Below are 19,175 nucleotides of genomic sequence, written 5' to 3'. Positions count from 1 at the left end.
GATAGCGGTTCACCAGAGGACGTGCGTTCTACTCAGCAGGAACATTGTTCTGCCGATCGTCGGCTGCGCCAGCCGCCACATAAAGCGGCGCCAGAGTTCTTGCACCCGTCATTGGACTCCCGCTTTGCAGGTTTAGCCTAGGGCCTGCATCAGGTCATCGATAATGTCCTGAGGATGTTCAAGCCCTACAGAAATTCGCAGCAATCCGCCTGGCGCTTTGGACTTCGCACCTTCAACGGATGCGCGATGCTCTATCAGAGAATGCGTCCCGCCAAGGCTTGTCGCCCGGACAACAATCTTCAGGCGGCCGGCCACGGCCATTGCAGCATCGGCTCCGCCCTCGACGATGAAGGATAGCATCGCTCCGTAATGGCTCATTTGCCGCGTAGCAAGATCGTGTCCCGGATCAGTTTGCAGACCAGGAAAGAGCACTTTTTCGACGCGCGGATGAGACGCCAGGGCCTCGGCCACTTTCTGGGCGCCTTCGCAATGGGCGCGCATGCGGACCGGCAATGTCTGCAGGCCCCGCAACGCCAGCCAACAGTCGAAGGGCGCTGCGACGCTGCCCTTGTGTTTCTGGACCATCCGCAATGGGCGACCGAGGGGTGACGCATTTGGGACAATGACGACACCGGCCATCAAATCCGAGTGGCCGCCAATGTACTTTGTCGCCGAGTGCATCACCGCGTCTGCCCCGATTTCGAGTGGCAGTTGAAGCACTGGGGTGGCCCACGTATTGTCCACCACCGCCAAGGCGTTTGCCTCGTGCGCGATTGCGCAGATGGCCGCAATGTCGACAACGCGGATCATCGGGTTTGACGGCGTCTCGATCCAGACGAGGCCAGTCCGCTTCGATGTCACCGCGGCGCGCAAAGCGTCCAAATCGCGCATGTCGACTGGGGCAAAGTCGAAACGAGACCCAATGTCGGTCTCTTCGATCAGCGAACGAATGCCGAAATACATGTCATCCGGCAGAACGATCCGACCCGCCGACGGATGGCTCTCGAAAACTGCAGCGATCGCGGCCATGCCCGAAGCGAAGGCGATGCCGTCTTCCCCTCCCTCAAGCGTCGCCATGGCCGCCTCGAACGCATTGCGTGTAGGATTTCCATCCCTTGTGTATTCGAAGCCGGACGGAAATGACCCGTTGACACCGCGTTCGAACGTCGTGCTGGTGTGCAGCGGCATGGATACGGCCCCCGTGGACGCGTCGACCCCTCGGCCGCAGTGGATCGCCTTCGTCTCAAAACGCATCGGTTATTTCCTTCCTAACGGGCAGTTGCAATTTCGCCCCGGTCATTATACTGACCGCAATAGGTGAGCCGAGGTCCTAAGTCAATATAATGACCGATGTTACGACAGCCTTTGATGCCGAGCAGGTCCTTGGGCAAGCGATAGCTGTTCGAATCCGAGACTTGAGGCGCGACCAAAATCTGACCCTGGATCGCTTGGCAAAACTGAGCGGCCTGTCCAAGGGAACCGTGGTCGCGCTGGAGCAAGGCAAGGCGAACCCTAGTATCGGCATACTTTGCCGACTGGCGGCGGCGTTTTCGCTCTCCGTGGCCGATTTGCTGAATGACGATCCTTCCATAGTTCGCCTCCCTATTGAGCGGACGGAGACGAGGATGCTTTGGACAAGCGCCAAGGGAAGCTTTGCACAACTTCATTCATCGACCTCGGGGCGCACGATGTTCGAACTGTGGAGCTGGGTCATGATGCCGGGCGACGTGTTTTCCGCAGATGCTCATAGTCCGGATACGCGCGAGCTGATCTCGGTCAGTCAGGGTGCCCTGAGCGTTGTGGTAGGTACCCATGTGGTAATTTTAAGCGAAGGCGAGAGTGCGCGGCTTGTCACTGATCAACCGCACGCATACGCGGCGGCATCTGATGTGCCCGCCCATTTCTCGATGGCGGTTCTTGAGCGTGGTGGACACCGAGATCCGGGGCACTCGTCGACGGCAGCGAAGATTCAGGAGCCCGTTCCGTAAGGCTCCGCCGATTACTAGCAACCGCACATTCGCGACAGGAGATAAACCGTTGTACGTTCCGCCTCATTTTGCCGTCCCTGATCAGAACGCCCTGTTCGAGCTTATCGAGAAACACCCGCTTGGTATCCTCGTCACCCAAAGCAAAGGCACACTGGACGCGAACCACCTCCCCTTCGAGCTTGACCGCTCGAAGGGAGACAAGGGCGTTCTCAATTGCCATGTCGCTCGCAAGAACCCAGTCTGGGAGGAAGTCGCCAATGGCGATGAGGTTCTCGTAATCTTCCGTGCGGCCGACGCTTACATCTCGCCGAACTGGTATCCAAGCAAGCATGAATTCCACAAGCAGGTGCCGACGTGGAACTATCTCGTCGTCCATGCCCACGGACGCATCACTGTCCGGGATGATGAGCGGTATGTGCGCCGCAACGTGGCGAAGCTCACTCATATGCAAGAAACCTCGCAGCCGGTCCCATGGAAGATGGGCGACGCGCCGAGGGACTTCATCGACACGATGGTCAAGGCAATCGTCGCCCTGGAGATCGAGATCACCGGCCTGGTTGGAAAATCAAAACTCAGCCAGAACAAAGAGGTGCGCGACATTGAGAACCCTGGTGAAATGCTGCGTGCCCAAGGGGCCATTGCGATGGGAGAAGCGATGCTCGCGGCTGCGGCGGCCAAATCCCAATAGCATTTGTCTTGTCCGGACAAAGCCGCTGGTGCCGGCCTCCGACGGGTCACCTAGCCCGCCTTGACGCACGGCAATAGCTTTTGACGGCCTGAAGCGACGCTGTGGTCACCGTTGTGATACTTTCCCACGCGCCTGGTCAGGCGGCAGGATTGCTCCGTCGTGACCGACGGGTTCGTTTCAGGCGCCTGCGCCCCCTCGTATGTCCGCGACCAGCCGCGCAGCGGTTATGAGGCGCAATCGCACGCGTTTCGAAGCCACGTACCTTGGGCGGCAAGCTCGACCATGCGCTCGACGCAGCTCCAAGTGCGGCGCCGTCAACGATCTCCTTGAACCCGCGGAACTTGCCCGAAAGCACTTCTCTTACGGGAGATGATTGGCTTTGTCGCCGAACCGACTGATGGAGATGGTGGCGGCGCCGCCGTAGCGATCAGACCCGCCTTGCAGCGCAATGGCTACCCGGGCGCGACTGGGAGATGCGGGCGGGACTGTGGAGCTGCGGAGACGGAGCGGATCGGCATGGAGCCGTGACCGCTTGCGATCTGGCTCTGGAACGAGTTAAGGAAGCGCGGACTTCCGATCGTGTCAAGCGCCGCCCTCTCGATGATGCCGGACAAATCGGGCCGCCACGAGCGGCGGGCCTTGCTCAGATCGGACGGACCGGATGGTTTAAGCAGGTTCGCATCAGAGCCACGGCACCTGCGTCGTGCGGGTGCTGCTGTCGGCACGTGACCTTCTCGTCAGCGAACAGATGCCTGGGCTTCTTAAGGCCTTCGGCGTCATATTCGGCAAGAAGATCGATGCCCAGGTGAGCACATGCTCAGGATACAGGCGACGCAAGTCTACCATGATCCGCTGCGAGCCGGCATCAACGAAGTGCAGGAACTGTCGAAGACACATGAAGCGATCGCCAGGGCCAAGACCGAGATCCAGCACCGCATGCTGACACACTACCAGCCGCTGTATTTTCCCGAGATCGATCGCTTCCGGGGGAACAGCCGCAGCGATTGGTTCTTTGCCTTCCTCCATGCCTTTCCGACCCCAGCAAGCATTACGGCGCTGACGAAGGAGGAGTTTGTGGCAGCAGCTTGGGATGTCGTCGGCCGCAAGGTCAGCAAGACACAGATTCTGATGGATATTTTCGAGACGGCGCGCCCATCGATCGGATTGCCGCTGCCACTGGATGACTTGATGCGCCTGCCATTCGCATGTTCCAGATGGTCATTGACGAAGCACGCAGCCTGATCCGGCAACATAATGAGATCGAAGCACAGGCCGACGATCTGCTGCGGCACAGCCAGGATTATCAGCTCCTGCGACAAATCCCGGGCATCGGACCGATCGAGGCATTGACCGTCATTGCCGAAGCCGGCGATCTTCGCCGCTTAGGTCATCATCGCCAGTTTCTAAAGTTTTGCGGGCTGGACCTCTCGACACAGAAGTCCGGTGAGGCCAGACCCGCCTTTCCAACCCAGGCACACGACCCATTCAATAGCATTCCCAAGCATACTGACCAGGGCGACCTCGACCCCCCTAATCACAGCGGTGAGCTCGCAGGCGGGGTCGATGAACACTATTGAGCGGCATCTCTATCACATTGATAGCCTATTAGGCTGGTCAGGTTTTATCGGACCCATGATCCATCCGAGCAGCTTGTGAGGGATGCAGCCGAACCAGGCGCTGCTCCCACAGTCTTCGCAGGTCCTCCAGCAGAGCTTCATGCTCAGCCTGATCCGGCGCAATTATATTGAGGTGATCGCTTAACACGGCTTCGCCCTCAATCCGCATCAGCAGATTAAACAGGTCGTTTGAAATTCGCACACTGTCAATGCTGGAGTGGTTCGGAATAATCTCGCAGACAGTCTCCTGATGATCTCGCGCTGTGTAAGCACGGGTTTGATGGAGGGAGACTGAGGGAGGCAATGAAATCGCAAGCGCAGTCCAATCCTTCAGCGTTGCAGCCCGTTTTTTTACCAGGAAGGGCCCGACCACAAGTCCATCCAGCTCTGTCGTCAAAAATGTGGCAATCGCGTCTGCAACCGTATCCACGATCGGTTCAGCATTATTGTTAAAGGACGTATTGAGCAGAATTGGAGTGCCTGTCCGCTTCTTGAACGCATTGATGACCTCCCAGTAAGCGGGGTTGGCATCGCGCGATACTGTTTGCAGCCGAGCCGTACCGTCGACGTGCGTAATGGCACCCAACAAGGCGCGCTTTGAGTCACGCACGCGAACGACGAAATTCATGAATGGAAATTCGTGCTTACCGTCCGGGAGGTCGAAAAATTCGCTCGCATCCTCTTCCAGCACAGATGGTGCGAAAGGCCTATAGCCTTCGCGCTTCTTGACCATGGCATTGATCCGGTCCTTGTTTGCAGCGGGCCGAGGGTCGGCAAGAATGCTGCGGTTGCCCAGCGCACGTGGCCCAAACTCCGAACGACCCTGCACCCAGCCGATCACGGCGCCGTTGGTGATCCAGTGGGCTGCACTGCTCGCTACGTCATAAGAGCGTTCAACCTCGAGATGTCCGGACCATGCATTCAGTTCCTGTTCCACGGCGCGGTCGCTCCCGAGATCAGGACCCCAATAGACCTCCTGCAGTCGCTCACGCGGCGCGGGGCGGCCCATCTCGTTAGAGACTATCAGCGCAGCTCCCAATGCGCAGCCAGCGTCGTGAGACGCGGGTTGCACGAAGATGTCTTCGAAAAGCCCTGAATACAGCAGCTTGCCGTTCATCGTGCAGTTGTGGGCTACCCCTCCCGCCAGACACAACCGCTTCATGCCGGTGGCCTCACGGTGGTGCCGGAGAATGTGGAACACGATCCGCTCAAGCGCTTCCTGCAGTGACGCACTCACATCTCGATGCTGTTGGGTGAAAGGCATTCCCTTTCGCCTGATCTCGATGTTGCGGAGCAACGCCGGACCGATGCGGTCGAGGTGAACACGGTAGCCACCGTTGGCGGAGAGCTCGTAGAACTGCTCGAAGAGCTCGCGATAGGGAGCGGGGTCGCCATAGGGCGCGAGTCCCATTACCTTATACTCGTCGAACATGCCGTAGCCGAGACAGCGGATCGTCTCGAGATAAAACAGCCCAAGAGAATTGTCCTCCGGGAAAGCCTCGATTTGCGTAATTTCTGTGCCAGACCCTACCGCCACAAGGCCCGACAGGAAATCACCACAGCCATCAATCGCTAGAATGAGACTTTGTTCGAAGCCCGACATTCCAAAGGCGCTCACGGCGTGCGCCTGATGATGACCTACGAATGAAATGCGCGAACTGTCCAACTTAGTGCCGAACTCACGCGCTAACAGGTTCTGCACCAACATTTTAGCATCCAACGGAGTGGAGAGAATGTCCGGTTGGGAAGCGGACATACCTTCAAGCATGGCGTTGGCATAGGGCTCGCTGGCGTAGACCGCGACACGATCAATGTCGCTGAGCTGAACCCCGGCCGTCGAGAGACAGTATTGAATCGAACCACTTGGCAGCTTGTTCGAGTGCTTGATTCGATTGAGGCGTTCCTCTTCTACGGCGGCTATCACCTTTCCGTCTCGGACGAGCACCGCGGCGCCATCGTGCATAAAGGCGTTCGGACGCTCGAATCGGTTTTCATGGACTTGGTCAAGTCCGCCGCTGATTCCTAGGCACAGCATTTCTTTCTCCAGATAGTAACGGGAAGCCAAATTGGCTTACCTCGACTGTTTCCAACTAAATAGGCCGTGTTGTCGCCTGCAGCTGCGACCGCCCGTCAGGCATCAGCGGCATCGAAGAAAGCCTCATAAACGATCAATGAGATGCTTCGACTGTGACGCCTACAGTGCCATCACGCCGAGAGCTTGGCTGGATCATCCAATCCTGAGCGGCTGCTGACATGTATCCGGCGATGTCGTTTTCATCGGCAGAACCAACTTGCGATGCCGCCTGTTCTTGGGAAGGGCGGCCGTCGACGAATAACAGTACCGCCCCCGTGAGCTGGCCCGATTTCATTGTCCGAAGCGACCATGGTCGCACCGCCCGACATTGTCGGCCAGTTGCAACTCACTTTCTCGGCACGACCTCCACTGCACGTCAGGGCGCATCGAAGAGTTTCTCCTTTGGATTATTCCTAAGGCAGCTTTCGTCACGCGATAGAGCAGCGTGTGATTGGTGCGTGAGGCTCTTTTTTGTCCATGCACGATTCCGGAAGAGTGATGAAATCGATTGTTTTGATCAAAGTCATCCACGCTATGAATAACAGCCGCAGCACATGCGTTTTCAAAGCGCTTCAGGCTTCCCGGATGGCTACTCCGATGTGAAGCGCATGGCATTCCAAGCGCTCTGTCAACCAAACGATGAGTATCGGCGTCGACCCTCATTGCCTTCGTCTTCGCGACTCCGTGACAGCGGCTGGCATTGTATTTGTAGGGCATCGGGCGAAGATCATGTCGATCGGCCATCTCGCCTGCCTATCGGCAAACCCTTGAACAATGATCCACGCACCAGCGCGATTGTGATCACGAGCGCCTCTGAGCTCGGGAGGTTCGGTTTTCTGAGGGTTCCTGGGTCTCCGAAGCGATGGAGGTAGCTAGCCTTCCTGGTGCTATACGGTTGTGCTCTTCATGGAGTGGACGCATTTGCGTCTCGAAAGCGGTTCTTCAGTGGAACCGGCGCCAAGGCCCGTCTGTGGTCGTTCAGACCACGGGGTGCCGTCTCCAAACCGGATATTGCAGCGGGCAGCCGCCGGAATTTGACCCATGGAAATGAGCGCCTGTCAGGAGGCGTTCGAAAACGGCGCGATCTTCATCGCGGCTGTTTCATGGTGTCATTCCTGACATGTTCTTTATAATCGGCAGCTTGCGGATAGTCTTGCCCGTCGCCGCCCGTAGCGCGTTGGCGACGGCCGGGCCGATCGGCGGCACACCTGGCTCACCAACTCCCGTGGGCGGCTCCTCGGACGGCACAATGTGCACCTCGACTCGCGGCATCTGCTCGATCCTGAGCGGTGTATAGGTATCGTAGTTCTCTTGGTCTACGACACCGCCCTTCAGGGTCAGCTCCTCCTGGAGGATCGCGCCTAGCCCGAATCCGATACCGCCCTCCATCTGAGCGCGAATCTGGTCAGGATTTATCGCGGTGCCGCAATCTACCGCGCAGACGACGCGGTCGACCTTGAAACCATTTTCATCGTTGAGGGTGATCTCCACCACATCGGCGACATAGGTCGAGAGGCTTTCATGCAGGGCCACGCCGCGGAAACGGCCTTCCGGCAGAGGCTTGTCCCAGCCTGCCTTCTCAGCAGCCACTTTAAGCACGGCGGCATGCCGTGGATGGTGACCGAGCATTGACAAGCGGAAGTCGACCGGATCACGGTTCGCAGCGGCGGCGAGCTCATCGATCAGGGTTTCCACCGCGTAAGCGGTGTGGGTGGAGCCTACCGAACGCCACCACAGCACCGGGATGTTCACGTCCGTGGTGGTCAGCTCGACCTTCAGGTTTGGGATCGCATAGGGCAGGTTGGTGGCGCCCTCTACGGAGGTTGGATCGATGCCGTTCTTGATCATCGCCGCCGAGGTCGAACCGCCCAAGACCGATTGGCCCACAATGTGGTCATGGAGAGCGACGACATTGCCTTTCTTGTCGAGCCCCGCCTTGACTGCGTGCACATAGGCCGGCCGGTACCGCCCACCCCGCATGTCATTCTCGCGGGTCCACTGCACCTTCACTGGCTTGCCGCGTCCCAGTGCACGCGCTGTGGAAACAGCTTCGATAATGACATCTGCATCCAAGACCGCGCGGCGGCCGAAACTGCCGCCGGTCTTCATCACGTGCAGTCTCACCTTGTCCGGCGTGGTGCCGCCTACCTGAGCGGCAGCCGCCTGATAAAGGTCGGGCATCTGGTGTCCGCCCCAGACGTCGATGGTGCCGTCTTCGTTGATTCGGGCGGCCGCGTTGAGTGGCTCGATCGAAGCATGGACAAGATAGGGGAATTCGTAGTGCCCCTCGATGATTTTCTCAGCACTGGCGAACGCTGCGGGAGTGTTACCGTCGTCGCGCGCGGTGGCCGCGCCCAGATCGTCTGCTGCCTTGTTGTATTCGGCCATGATCTCGGCCGTGCCGCGCCCTTCGGCCTTCTCCTCGTTCCAGGTCACCTCCACGAGGTCGCGGCCCTTGAGCGCCGTCCAGGTGTCCCTGCCAACCACGGCAATGCCTCGCGGCGTCTGGACGACATCGACAATGCCGTCGAGTGCCTTGGCCTTGGTTGCGTCGAAGCTCTCGATCTCGGCGCCGAACTTCGGCGGATGGATCATAACGGCCGTCTGGAGTCCCTCCATCATGAGGTCGATCGTGTAGGTCTGCGCGCCGTTGGTCTTGCCGGCGGAATCGTAGCGCTTGAGGCTGTCCGATCCGATCTGGGCCCACTTGTCGCGCGGCTTTAGCGGCACGTCGTCGGGAACCGGCATTCCCGCTGCGGCTTCAGCCAGGTCACCGTAGCGCGCCTGCATCCCTGAGGCGTGCGACACGACCCCGGAAGCGACTTTGACCTCGCCGGCTGGCACATCCCACCGCTGCGCCGCGGCCGCCACCAGCAAGGCCCGTGCGGCAGCACCCGCCTTGCGGTAGCGTTCCCACGACGAACTCATCGACGTGGAGCCACCAGTTGCCTGTGCGGCCCCGCCCCAGGCGAGATTGCCGTAGAGCGCGGTATTGCCATATCCGCCGACCACGTCCACCTGCGCCCAGTCGCCGTCGAGTTCTTCCATAACCAGGGTGGCGATGCCGAAATAGGAGCCTTGTCCCATCTCGAACTGCGAGGAGTGGATGATGATTCGGTTCTCCTTTGTGATCTCGACATAGGTCTGGAAGGGGTTCGCCTGAACCTTTGCAGTAGTCGTTTGTGCGATGTCGGGCGCGGCCAGCACTGGCCGGTAGCCCACGGCGAGGCCAGCGGTGGTGGCGCCCGCGCCGACGAGGAACCGGCGGCGCGTGGGCCGCACGGAGTTATGCTTCGAGAGAAACTGCGACATGCCTCAAGTCTCCAGCCGGTTGGCGGTCTCGTGGATGGCCGCGCGGATGCGATGATAGGTGGCGCAGCGGCAGAGGTTGCCGCTCATCGCCGAATCAATATCATCGTCCGACGGCTTAGGCGTCTCTGTAAGGAGGGCCACGGCCGACATGATCTGGCCAGACTGGCAATAGCCGCATTGAGGTACGTCGAACTCGGCCCACACGGCCTGGACCGTTTCGCCTATCTTGCCCGACACACCCTCAATGGTGGTGATCGAGGCTCCTTCGATGTCGCCGACTGCGGTCTGGCACGAGCGCGTCGGCATGCCGTTAACGTGAACCGTGCAAGCGCCGCACTGGGCAAGCCCGCAACCGAATTTCGTTCCCGTGAGTCCGATGACGTCACGGACCGCCCAGAGCAGCGGCATCTCTGGATCGACGTCGAGTGTTCGCGCCTCGCCATTGAGGGTAAAAGCGACCATTGCTTGCTCTCCTTGTCCTGAGCTGGCTATCTCGTTGAGCCTCCGCCCGCCTGGCAACCGAGCTCTTGTTGCTGAGGCCTAGCGACCACACCCTAGGAACGCGCAGCTCAAGCAACAAGCCGCTAGGTTGGCGAGTTACGAGATCGTGAAGTGGGTCGTGTCGAAAGGCTGGAGGCAACTGAATGTCATTTTTTGGGGCGGACAGGCCGCTTTAGGCTGGGTTACACGAGACTGGACATTCGGGTCGTCGCGAACATCGACCGCTGGTCGGCCGCGTCCGGCAGGGCCCTGATTGGCTACACGAAATGAAATGGGACGACTATCGATGGGGGCCTACCTCGACCCGCAACCTCCACGACTGGACCCTCAGGTTTCCGGCTATCGTCCCGGGCGGTGGCCGAGCTCGGCGCCTCGGACGCGATAATAGACGGTGAGGCGTTCGTCGTTGACCAGAAGGCTTGTCGCGCATTCCCAGTCTTCAGCGGGCTCTTGGCCGCGGCGGGAGACGTCAGGACCATGCTTGCCGGCTTCGACCTGCTCAAGATCGACGGCGAGGGTCTTCGCGATCGGCCACTCGTCGATCGGCGCAAAGCGCTAGTTAACCTGCTGAGACGCCGCCAAACGGCATCGTTCTGAGCGACGAGATCAGCGGCGGCAGCGACATCTCGCGCAAGTCTCCAGTTCGGCCTCGAGGGCATCGTCTCCAAGCTGCGTGTCAGTCCATATCGATCCGGCCGGCGCCAAAGAATGGGTGAGACAAAATGCGTGCTGAGTGATGAGTTCATCGTCATCGGCTGCGAACCCGGCAACAGTTACGGCGGTCGGGAAGCGTGCTCTGGCGAATGTCGAGGACGGAAATCTGGTGTTCGCCGGCGGCATTGGCACCGGCTTCAATGCGCGCACCGGGCCGGAAGTAAAGCGCCGGCTCGATGCCATTCAAATGGATAAACCACCGATTCCTAGTTTGAAGGCGAACGGTGCGGCATGGGCGGAGTGCCCTGCGCAGTCTGTACCTCCGCAGTCGATTGTCGAGTTCGAAGGGGGTGTGATTGGCGTCGAGACTGCTCCAGCCATGGCTATCAGCACGCCGAGTGCGTTGTTTTCGATCAATTCTCGAAATGAGCGGGTAAATACATGCACTTCCTTTCACTTGCCGAACGGGGTTTGCTGTTCACCGGCTGGCATCCGATGGCAAACCTTTCAACGCGGCGGCGATCTGGCGCTTCGCTGCTGGGGGCAGAGGCAGGATGGGACGCGGGGGTTCGGCACTGCAAACGTCGAGCAATTCAGCGAGTGCATAGACGACGCGAAGGCTCGAGAACTCCTTGAAGAGGCTCCAGATCGGGACCAGCGCGGCATTGATCCGTCGCGCTTCGGCCGCATCGCCCTGTTGCGCCGCTGTGACGATCGTCATGCAGACCTCGGGCAGGATGCCCGCGAGGACGCTGTACCATGTGTCGGCGCCGGCGATCATGGCCTCGGCGGCGTTCCAGTCGCCGCTGTAGCCAATCGAGAACCCTTCCGGCAGTGTGCGCCTCTGGGCGGTCAGGTGGTTCTTGATCGCATCGCTTTTGTCTGTCGGATTCTTGATGGCGACAATCCCAGCCACCTTTGCCAGGCGGCTGACAAGGGGTGGACTGAAATGGAAATGCGTCGTTCCTGGATTGTCGTAGACGACGATAGGCAGGCCACTTTCGCGCGCCACAGTGGAGAAATGTTCGAACACCTCGTCATCAGTAAGCGGGGTGTAGGAGGCGGCGGCAAGCAAACCCGCAGCTGCTCCAAGGGCCTTGGCGTCTTGCGCGAGCCCCACGGCTTCATCGGTGCGCAGCGCGCCCACACCCACCACGACCGGCATTTGCCCCGCCGTTTGGTCCAAGGTCTCGGAGAGCGCCCGCCGCCGTTGCTCGCGCGACAGATAGATGTATGTGCCGGTGCTGCCGAGAAGACCGATGGAATCGACCTGAGCAATGCGAAGCCGAGCAATCAGCCTGCGCAAGGCAACGCTATCGACGCGGCCGTCACGATTGGTCGGGGTGATGGGGAACGCGGAAAGACCGCTCAGGAATGCCATGGCAAGGCTCCAGATCTATGTGTGAGCGCAGAGGTGGCCGCACGCCAGGTCATTACAAGACGTCCAAAGCCCGCCGCAGATCGGCGATCAGGTCATCAGCGTCTTCAAGCCCCACCGAGAGACGCATGAGATCCTCGCCGACTCCATCGGCCAAATGGGCATCCTTGCGGATCGGCTGCCGAGCACGGGTGAGGCTTGCTGGATGATAGATGAGGCTGTCGGCATCGCCGAGGCTGACGGCGCGAATGATCAGGTTGAGCCGGTCCATCATCCGGCGCGCTCCTTCGTATCCAGCGTGGAGGCCAAAGGCCAACATGCCCGATCCGTTGGACATCTGTTTTCGCGCCGTCACCTGATCAGGGTGCGAGTCGAGGAACGGATAACTCACAAATGCCACCGCCGGGTGCGCTTCCAGCGCCCGAGCCACCGCAAGGGCCGTGGCGCTGTGCCGTTCCATACGCAGCGTCAGCGTCTTGAGACCGCGCAGGATTAGGAAAGCTGACATGGGCGAGAGCGCTGCGCCGGTGATGTAGCGCAGGCCCGTTTCATGCAGCGTACGGAGCGTTTGGGCGTCGCCGAGAAGCGCCCCGCCAAGGGCATCGCCATGACCATTGATGTACTTGGTCATCGAATGGAGCACGATGTCCGCCCCGTGCTCAAGCGGTCGCTGGAGCGCGGGCGAGGCGAAGGTGCTGTCGACTGCAACCCTTACACCGCGCGCGTGAGCGCGCTCGGCAATTGCCGCTATGTCGAGGATGCGGCTCAGCGGATTCACCGGCGTCTCGAAGAAAACCAGCCGCGTCCGCTCGGTGATCGCAGCATCGAGATTGTGGGGATTTGACAGATCGACCGCGACGACCTTGATGCCGAAGCGGGGGACCGCCTGTTCGACCATGGCAAGCGTGTTCGCATAAAGCGTCTTGTGGACGATGAGTTCATCGCCCTGGGACAGGAGCGACAGGATCAGAGTGCCGAAGGCCGCCATCCCCGAGGCAACAACCAGCCCCGCCTCGGCTCCTTCCAGATTCGCGAGCCGCTGCTCGAGGATCTCGGTCGTGGGATTGTATTCGCGCGCATAGAGCCTTCCACCAAGGGCGGCGGCGGCATCGTTTGCTGCCACGCTTTCGAACCCATAGGTTGACGTCAGGAACACTGGCGGCTGGACGGCATTGGAAAAGCCGGCCGGATCGTAGCCATGATGGATCGCCCGGGTGGCAAATCCGGGGCTGGTGCGGTTGAGCGACCCCGTGGGAGCATCGGTTTCGGATTGATGGGAGCTGGTCATTCGGCCTCTGCGATCTCTCTTGGGGTTCCGAAAGATTGACGGCAACCTGGCCAATGTGAAATATCCAGTTGGCGATGAAAGAGATGGTCCAGTCTTCAAGTGCCGGGTCTGCAGCGCGCTCGCACGCGATGGGTGCACGCCAGATATACGAAGCCCTTCGCGAGCAAATCCTCGGCGGCGTCTACGAAACCGGCAGTCAGTTGCCATCCTCCCGGGCCCTGGCAAATGACCTCGGCGTTTCGCGAACCACGGTGACGGTCGCCTATGAACAACTGGCTGCGGAGGGTTTCATCGAAGTCCGTCAAGGCGCACGACCTCGCGTTGCGTCTTCGTTGATGGGCCATGGGACGGGGCGCACTCACGCGCAACGGGTCGGCCCGATCCACCTGTCCGCATATGGCGAGCGGCTGCGCGCGACGTCACCCTGGCCAGATTATCTGCCGACTGGGCTGAAGGTCGAGTTCCGCTATGGCGACCTCGCGCCGTCGGATTTCCCTTCATTGGTCTGGAAACGCGCGATGAACGAGGCGATGGGGCAGCGCCCGCTGCGTCTTGCCTATGACGATCCTCGCGGCTCGCGCCGGCTTCGCCAGGCGCTTCAGGGCTATCTCTGGCGCGCCCGGACCCTGAGCTGCGACCTCGACCAGATCATAGTTGTGAACGGTTCGCAGCAGGGTCTTGATCTGTGCGCGCGCCTGCTTCTCGATCCCGCCGACCGTTTCGTCATCGAGGATCCGTGCTACAGGATGGCGCGTCAGGTCTTTGCCAGTACGGGTGCCTCACCCATCCCGGTCATCGTCGACGGAGACGGGATGAGGACCGAGTTGCTGGCGGGGATCGGAGCACGACTGGCTTATGTGACGCCATCGCATCAGTTTCCGCTGGGCGGCGTCATGCCGATCGCGCGCCGCCATCAGCTTCTGAAATGGGCGCGGCACAACAACGCCTATGTGATCGAGGACGACTACGACAGCGAATATCGCTACGACATCAATCCGGTCCCTCCGCTGCACAGTCTCGAGGACCACGGGGCTGTCATCTACCTCGGCACGATATCCAAGACGCTCTCGCCGATGCTGCGCATCGGCTACCTCGTCGTCCCGCCCGAATTGCAGGAGGTCTTCGCAACCGCCAAACAATTCGCAGACCGGCATTCGCCGGTCGCTGAACAGGAAGCGCTGGCATCGTTGATCGAGAGCGGCGGCTACGAAAGCCATGTGCGCCGTGTGCGCAGGCTGAACGGCGAGCGTCGGGAAACGTTGTTGGGTGCCTTGCAGCACAGCTTCGGGGATCGCATCACTGTCCAGGGAGCAGATGCGGGACTGCACGTCGCGGTTTGGTTCAATGACCTGCCACGATCGCGGGAAACGGCCTTGGTCGAATCCGCCCGCGACGCTGGCCTGGGGCTACACCTGATCTCGCCGCTCTACGAACGGCCATCGGACGAAGGCCGCACCGATCGCGTCGGACTTGTCATGGGCTATGCCGCCTTGAGCATTCGGCAGATCGGGAAGGGCGTTGAGGTCCTGCGAGAGGTTGTCAAGCAGGTGCAAGACGCGATGCCGGCGCGGAACAACTGAGACGGGGCGACGCCGAAAGCTGGCGCTGAAAACGGTCCGAGGGCCCCCCGTATTTCTTTCCAAACAGCCAACTGGACCGGAAAAATGCCATGCAACTGGCGCTGTTGATCAGGCCAGTTTTGCAGCAGGTTTCCACGAGACGAATTTCCGAGAGCGATGATGACCTGGCGAGGAAAGCTGCTTCACGTCCATATCGCGCCTGCCGCCTCCTATGAAATGGAGGAGCTGGCGCAGGCGCAGCTTATTGCCGGCCAAGGCATTGTCGGAGACCGCTACTACCTGGGGACGGGGACCTATTCCGCGCGTCCTGATGTTCGCGAAGTGACGCTGATCGAAGCTGAAGTCTTGGACGCCATCGCGCAGGGCGAACCCAGAATTCCGGGCTTCAAGGCCAAGCTCGCACCCGAAGATCACCGGCGCAATCTGACGACACGAGGCGTTCCGCTTAGCCATCTTGTCGGCAAACGCTTCCGGGTCGGGGAAACGATCCTCAGGGCCGCCCGGATGAATGTGCCGTGCAAGTATATCGAGGAGTTGCTCGGGCTTCCGGGTCTCTACGAGGGGCTTCTGAACCGCTCCGGCCTGAACTGCACAATCGAGGTCGGGGGCGTGATCCGGCCCGGTGATCTGATCTTGCCCATCGACGAGTGAAACGCCATGGCCTCGCCGCGCATCATCATGAAGCTGACCGTGACCGCCGCCCGCAAGGAGCCGGGCGACGTGCTGGTCATCGACCTGAAACACCCACGCAAACCTGTGCTGCCGGCGTTCGAAGCGGGTTCTCACGTCGACGTCCATCTGCCTGAAGGGAAGGTGCGTCAGTATTCACTTTGCGGCGACCCGACCGAGCTTGGCCGCTACACCATCGCGGTGAAGCGCGAGAATGACGGCCGTGGCGGCTCGGCGTGGATCCACGAAACCATTGCCGTCGGCTCCACACTGCCTGTCTCCGCGCCACGCAACCATTTTGCGCTCAAGCCAGGCGAGGGGCCGACTTTGCTGCTGGCAGGGGGAATCGGGATCACCCCGATTCTGGCCATGGCGCGCGCGCTCACCCGGCAGGCCAAGCCCTTCGAGTTGCACTATTTCACCCGCAGCCGGGCGCTCACGCCACTCTTGGCGGCGATCGGGAGCGATCTTCCTGGCGGCAATGTGCGGATCCATTTCGACGACGAGCCTCAGACCCGGCAGAACATCGCCGCGCTGCTGGCGAACCGTTCGGGCGACGCGCAGACATACTACTGCGGACCGCCTGGCTTCATGGCGGTTGTGGGGCGCGCGGCTCAACACTGGCCCGAGGGTACTGTTCATTTCGAAACTTTCCAGCCTCCCGAGTTTGATGGCGCGCCACCGGAACCATTCGTCATAGAACTGGCTGAGGGCAGGGTGGTTGAGGTTTCGGCTGAGACCACGGCACTGGCCGCCTTGCGTGCAGCCGGTGTGCCGTTGATGGCCTCGTGTGAGAACGGGGTGTGCGGGACCTGCGAATGCGCAATGCTGGCGGGACAGCCGATCCATCGGGATGCCGTCCTGTCCAAGGAGGCACGCGGCCACCGCTTCATCCCCTGTGTGTCGCGCGCGACAGGTGTGTTGAAACTCGATCTTTGACCATTTGGGCGGGGGTCCTGTGAGACCGGCAGCTGATTTGCGGGAAACTGAATGACGAGGAAACTGGAATATCTGAACGAGATCGAGCGCTGCGTCTCCTGGCTCGCAGCCTGGACGATCCACCACGCCAACCACGTCCGCGAGGGCGATGAGATCAAGGTCGGGGGGCATCAGGCCTCGTCCGCGTCGCTGAGTACCATCATGACCGCGCTCTACGGTTCGGTCCTGCGCCCGCAGGATCGGGTGGCGGTCAAACCCCATGCGGCGCCGATCTTCCATGCACTTCAGTATCTGGCGGGCAACCAGACCCACGAAAAGCTCATGAACTTCCGCGGCTACAAGGGCGCGCAGAGCTACCCTTCGCGGACGAAGGATGTCGACGATGTCGACTTCTCGACCGGGTCGGTGGGTCTCGGCGTTGCTCAGACGCTGTTCTCGTCGCTGGTGCAGGACTACGTCTCGGGTCACGGCTGGATGAAGGAGCGTGCCGAGGGCCGAATGGTCAGCCTGATCGGCGACGCCGAGATGGATGAGGGCAACATCTACGAGGCCCTGATCGAAGGCTGGAAGCACGGGCTCAGGAACTGCTGGTGGGTGGTCGACTACAATCGCCAGTCGCTCGACGCCGTGATCCGGGAGGGCCTCTGGCAGCGGTTCGAGCAGATTTTTCGCAACTTCGGCTGGGACGTGATGGTCCTGCGCCACGGCGCTCTGCAAGAGGCTGCCTTTGCCGAGCCGGGGGGCGAGAAGCTGCTCGAGTGGATAGAGCGCTGTCCGAACCAGCTCTATTCGGCGCTGACCTTCCAAGGGGGTGCTGCCTGGCGCAAGCGGCTGCTCGACGAGATCGGAGACCAAGGGCCGGTCACCACTCTGATCGAACGCCGCTCCGACGACGAGTTGCAGGCGTTGATGACGAACCTTGGCGGGCATGACATGCCGAGCCTCCTCGAAGCCTTCGAGGCGGCGTCCAGGCATGACCGTCCCGTCTGCTTCATCTGTTACACCATCAAGGGCTACGGTCTGCCGCTTGCCGGACACAAGGACAACCACGCGGGGCAGATGACGCCCACGCAGATGGAAGACTACCGCCTGCAGATGGGCGTAAAGCGGGGTGAGGAGTGGGACAAATGGGCGGCCGCCACCTTGCCGGAAGCGGAACTTGACGCCTTCTTCGCAAAGGCGCCGTTCTTCAGTGAGGGGCGTAGGAGGCTGTCTGCGCCGTCGGTGCCGGTGCCCGAATCCCTTCCGTCACCGGGGCAGCCCGGCAAGCCGCTCTCGACCCAGATGGGCTTCGGCCAGATCCTGAACGACATCGCACGCGAGCGCAGTCTGCTTGCCGACCGCATTGTCACCACCTCGCCCGATGTGACGGTCTCGACCAATCTCGGTGGCTGGGTCAACCGGCGCGGCCTTTTCGCCCGGGAGACCATGGCGGACACCTTCAAGGCCGAACGCATTCCGTCGACCTTTACCTGGGAATTTGGGCCGAAGGGGCAGCACCTCGAGCTCGGGATCGCCGAGTCGAACCTGATGATCATGCTCGGGGCGCTCGGTCTCTCGCACTCGATCAATGGCGTGCGCCTGCTGCCGATCGGGACAGTCTATGATCCCTTCATCTACCGATCGGCCGACCAGCTAAACTACGCCTGCTATCAGGATGCGCGCTTCATGCTGGTCGCAACGCCCTCGGGCGTGACGCTGGCGCCCGAGGGCGGGGCACACCAGTCGATCGGCACCCCATTGATCGGCATGGCGCAGGATGGGCTTTGCGCCTTCGAACCGGCCTTCGTCGACGAACTGTCCGTGATCATGCGCTTTGCCTTCGATTACATGCAACGCAATGGCGAGGGGGATCCGGATGAGACGACGTGGCTGCGTGATCAGACCGGAGGATCGGTCTATCTTCGCCTGTCAACCCGGCCGCTCGAGCAGCCGCTGCGCGACATGAACCCGGCGCTCGCGCGGGACATCGTCAATGGCGCCTATTGGCTGCGTCCGCCTGGGCCCAACGCGAGTGTCGTCATTGCTTATCAAGGCGTCGTCGCGCCGGAGGCGATTGCCGCGACGGGTCTTCTGGCGGAGGACCGGCGCGATGTCGGGCTGCTCGCGATCACCTCCGCGGACCGGCTTAATGCGGGCTGGCAGGCGGCGGAACGTGCCCGGCAGCGTGGCGCGATCGGCGCCCTGAGTCATATCGAGCGGCTGCTCGCGCCGCTATCGCGTGACTGCGGCATCGTCACCGTGATCGACGGCCACCCGGCGACGCTCGCGTGGCTCGGTGGGGTTAACGGGCATCGCGTGAAGGCGCTCGGGGTCGAGCAGTTCGGCCAGACGGGGACTATTGCGGACCTATACCGTCACCACGGCCTGGACACCAACGCCATCGTACATGCGGCGCAGGCGGTCAGTGCGGGACCGGCTGTTCGCTACCGGAAGGCGCTGCCTTGACCATGAGCGACCGGATGCTCCGTGGCTGGTACGGATCGGC

13 protein-coding genes and 1 pseudogene are annotated in these 19,175 nt (G+C 61.1%); 8 read left to right on the top strand and 6 right to left on the bottom strand.

Annotated elements, in window-relative coordinates; translation table 11 throughout:
• Nucleotides 1–132 precede the first annotated feature (132 nt).
• Complete coding sequence (locus NKJ11_RS27800; protein ID WP_352752665.1) at nucleotides 133–1,254, bottom strand: trans-sulfuration enzyme family protein; 1,122 nt, start codon at nucleotides 1,252–1,254, stop codon at nucleotides 133–135.
• A gap of 89 nt (nucleotides 1,255–1,343) precedes the next feature.
• Between NKJ11_RS27800 and NKJ11_RS27795 the strand changes: the two genes are divergently transcribed.
• From NKJ11_RS27795 to NKJ11_RS27785, 3 genes and pseudogenes are all read left to right on the top strand, one after another.
• On the top strand, nucleotides 1,344–1,988 hold the full coding sequence (locus NKJ11_RS27795) for a helix-turn-helix domain-containing protein (RefSeq protein WP_352794761.1): 645 nt from the start codon (nucleotides 1,344–1,346) through the stop codon (nucleotides 1,986–1,988).
• Between the two features lie 49 nt (nucleotides 1,989–2,037).
• The gene (locus tag NKJ11_RS27790; protein ID WP_352794760.1) at nucleotides 2,038–2,676 is read left to right on the top strand and encodes an FMN-binding negative transcriptional regulator; all 639 of its coding nucleotides are present in this window, start codon (nucleotides 2,038–2,040) and stop codon (nucleotides 2,674–2,676) included.
• An 810-nt stretch (nucleotides 2,677–3,486) separates the two neighbouring features.
• Nucleotides 3,487–4,130 (top strand): annotated as a pseudogene (locus NKJ11_RS27785) (transposase); the annotation flags it as partial.
• A gap of 160 nt (nucleotides 4,131–4,290) precedes the next feature.
• On the opposite strand, the gene NKJ11_RS27780 reads toward NKJ11_RS27785, so the two are convergent.
• From NKJ11_RS27780 to NKJ11_RS27770, 3 genes are all read right to left on the bottom strand, one after another.
• Nucleotides 4,291–6,327 carry a carbamoyltransferase family protein gene (locus tag NKJ11_RS27780; RefSeq protein WP_352794788.1) on the bottom strand — a complete coding sequence of 679 codons (2,037 nt, stop codon included), beginning with the start codon at nucleotides 6,325–6,327 and terminating at the stop codon, nucleotides 4,291–4,293.
• A gap of 1,140 nt (nucleotides 6,328–7,467) precedes the next feature.
• Nucleotides 7,468–9,678 carry a xanthine dehydrogenase family protein molybdopterin-binding subunit gene (locus NKJ11_RS27775; protein WP_352794759.1) on the bottom strand — a complete coding sequence of 737 codons (2,211 nt, stop codon included), beginning with the start codon at nucleotides 9,676–9,678 and terminating at the stop codon, nucleotides 7,468–7,470.
• Between the two features lie 3 nt (nucleotides 9,679–9,681).
• On the bottom strand, nucleotides 9,682–10,140 hold the full coding sequence (locus tag NKJ11_RS27770) for a (2Fe-2S)-binding protein (RefSeq protein ID WP_023708041.1): 459 nt from the start codon (nucleotides 10,138–10,140) through the stop codon (nucleotides 9,682–9,684).
• 393 nt (nucleotides 10,141–10,533) lie between these two features.
• Between NKJ11_RS27770 and NKJ11_RS27765 the strand changes: the two genes are divergently transcribed.
• Nucleotides 10,534–10,776 (top strand): ATP-dependent DNA ligase, encoded by a 243-nt coding sequence (locus NKJ11_RS27765; RefSeq protein WP_023766628.1) that lies wholly within the window; start codon nucleotides 10,534–10,536, stop codon nucleotides 10,774–10,776.
• 535 nt (nucleotides 10,777–11,311) lie between these two features.
• Here NKJ11_RS27765 and NKJ11_RS27760 read toward each other — a convergent pair.
• Nucleotides 11,312–12,214 carry a dihydrodipicolinate synthase family protein gene (locus NKJ11_RS27760; protein ID WP_352794758.1) on the bottom strand — a complete coding sequence of 301 codons (903 nt, stop codon included), beginning with the start codon at nucleotides 12,212–12,214 and terminating at the stop codon, nucleotides 11,312–11,314.
• Between the two features lie 52 nt (nucleotides 12,215–12,266).
• Nucleotides 12,267–13,499: a trans-sulfuration enzyme family protein gene (locus tag NKJ11_RS27755; protein WP_023697828.1), complete on the bottom strand. Its 1,233-nt coding sequence runs from the start codon at nucleotides 13,497–13,499 to the stop codon at nucleotides 12,267–12,269.
• Nucleotides 13,500–13,573: 74 nt separating this feature from the next.
• Here NKJ11_RS27755 and pdxR point away from each other — a divergent pair, with 74 nt between their 5' ends.
• The 4 genes from pdxR to NKJ11_RS27735 all read left to right on the top strand — a co-directional run bounded on the left by pdxR (nucleotide 13,574) and on the right by NKJ11_RS27735 (nucleotide 19,135).
• Nucleotides 13,574–15,079, top strand: a complete 1,506-nt coding sequence (pdxR, locus tag NKJ11_RS27750; protein WP_352794787.1) for a MocR-like pyridoxine biosynthesis transcription factor PdxR — start codon at nucleotides 13,574–13,576, stop codon at nucleotides 15,077–15,079.
• A 159-nt stretch (nucleotides 15,080–15,238) separates the two neighbouring features.
• Nucleotides 15,239–15,730 carry an MOSC domain-containing protein gene (locus NKJ11_RS27745; RefSeq protein ID WP_023758446.1) on the top strand — a complete coding sequence of 164 codons (492 nt, stop codon included), beginning with the start codon at nucleotides 15,239–15,241 and terminating at the stop codon, nucleotides 15,728–15,730.
• A gap of 6 nt (nucleotides 15,731–15,736) precedes the next feature.
• Nucleotides 15,737–16,687, top strand: coding sequence for a PDR/VanB family oxidoreductase (locus NKJ11_RS27740; RefSeq protein ID WP_352794757.1), 951 nt, complete (start codon nucleotides 15,737–15,739; stop codon nucleotides 16,685–16,687).
• Between the two features lie 51 nt (nucleotides 16,688–16,738).
• On the top strand, nucleotides 16,739–19,135 hold the full coding sequence (locus NKJ11_RS27735; RefSeq protein WP_352794756.1) for a transketolase: 2,397 nt from the start codon (nucleotides 16,739–16,741) through the stop codon (nucleotides 19,133–19,135).
• Nucleotides 19,136–19,175 lie beyond the last annotated feature (40 nt).

Origin of the sequence: Mesorhizobium sp. M0243, assembly GCF_040321775.1 — a bacterium.
Lineage (GTDB): Bacteria > Pseudomonadota > Alphaproteobacteria > Rhizobiales > Rhizobiaceae > Mesorhizobium.
Note: the sequence above shows the minus strand (reverse complement) of the source record. Positions and strands in the feature narration are given on the sequence as shown.

Excerpts from the sequence above, each read along its gene's own strand:
- NKJ11_RS27800 (WP_352752665.1), bottom strand. The coding sequence starts at position 1,254 with ATGCGTTTTGAGACGAAGGCGATCCACTGCGGCCGAGGGGTCGACGCG.
- NKJ11_RS27795 (WP_352794761.1), top strand. The coding sequence starts at position 1,344 with ATGACCGATGTTACGACAGCCTTTGATGCCGAGCAGGTCCTTGGGCAA.
- NKJ11_RS27780 (WP_352794788.1), bottom strand. The coding sequence starts at position 6,327 with ATGCTGTGCCTAGGAATCAGCGGCGGACTTGACCAAGTCCATGAAAAC.
- NKJ11_RS27775 (WP_352794759.1), bottom strand. The coding sequence starts at position 9,678 with ATGTCGCAGTTTCTCTCGAAGCATAACTCCGTGCGGCCCACGCGCCGC.
- NKJ11_RS27770 (WP_023708041.1), bottom strand. The coding sequence starts at position 10,140 with ATGGTCGCTTTTACCCTCAATGGCGAGGCGCGAACACTCGACGTCGAT.
- NKJ11_RS27760 (WP_352794758.1), bottom strand. The coding sequence starts at position 12,214 with ATGGCATTCCTGAGCGGTCTTTCCGCGTTCCCCATCACCCCGACCAAT.
- NKJ11_RS27755 (WP_023697828.1), bottom strand. The coding sequence starts at position 13,499 with ATGACCAGCTCCCATCAATCCGAAACCGATGCTCCCACGGGGTCGCTC.
- pdxR (WP_352794787.1), top strand. The coding sequence starts at position 13,574 with ATGAAAGAGATGGTCCAGTCTTCAAGTGCCGGGTCTGCAGCGCGCTCG.
- NKJ11_RS27745 (WP_023758446.1), top strand. The coding sequence starts at position 15,239 with ATGACCTGGCGAGGAAAGCTGCTTCACGTCCATATCGCGCCTGCCGCC.
- NKJ11_RS27740 (WP_352794757.1), top strand. The coding sequence starts at position 15,737 with ATGGCCTCGCCGCGCATCATCATGAAGCTGACCGTGACCGCCGCCCGC.
- NKJ11_RS27735 (WP_352794756.1), top strand. The coding sequence starts at position 16,739 with ATGACGAGGAAACTGGAATATCTGAACGAGATCGAGCGCTGCGTCTCC.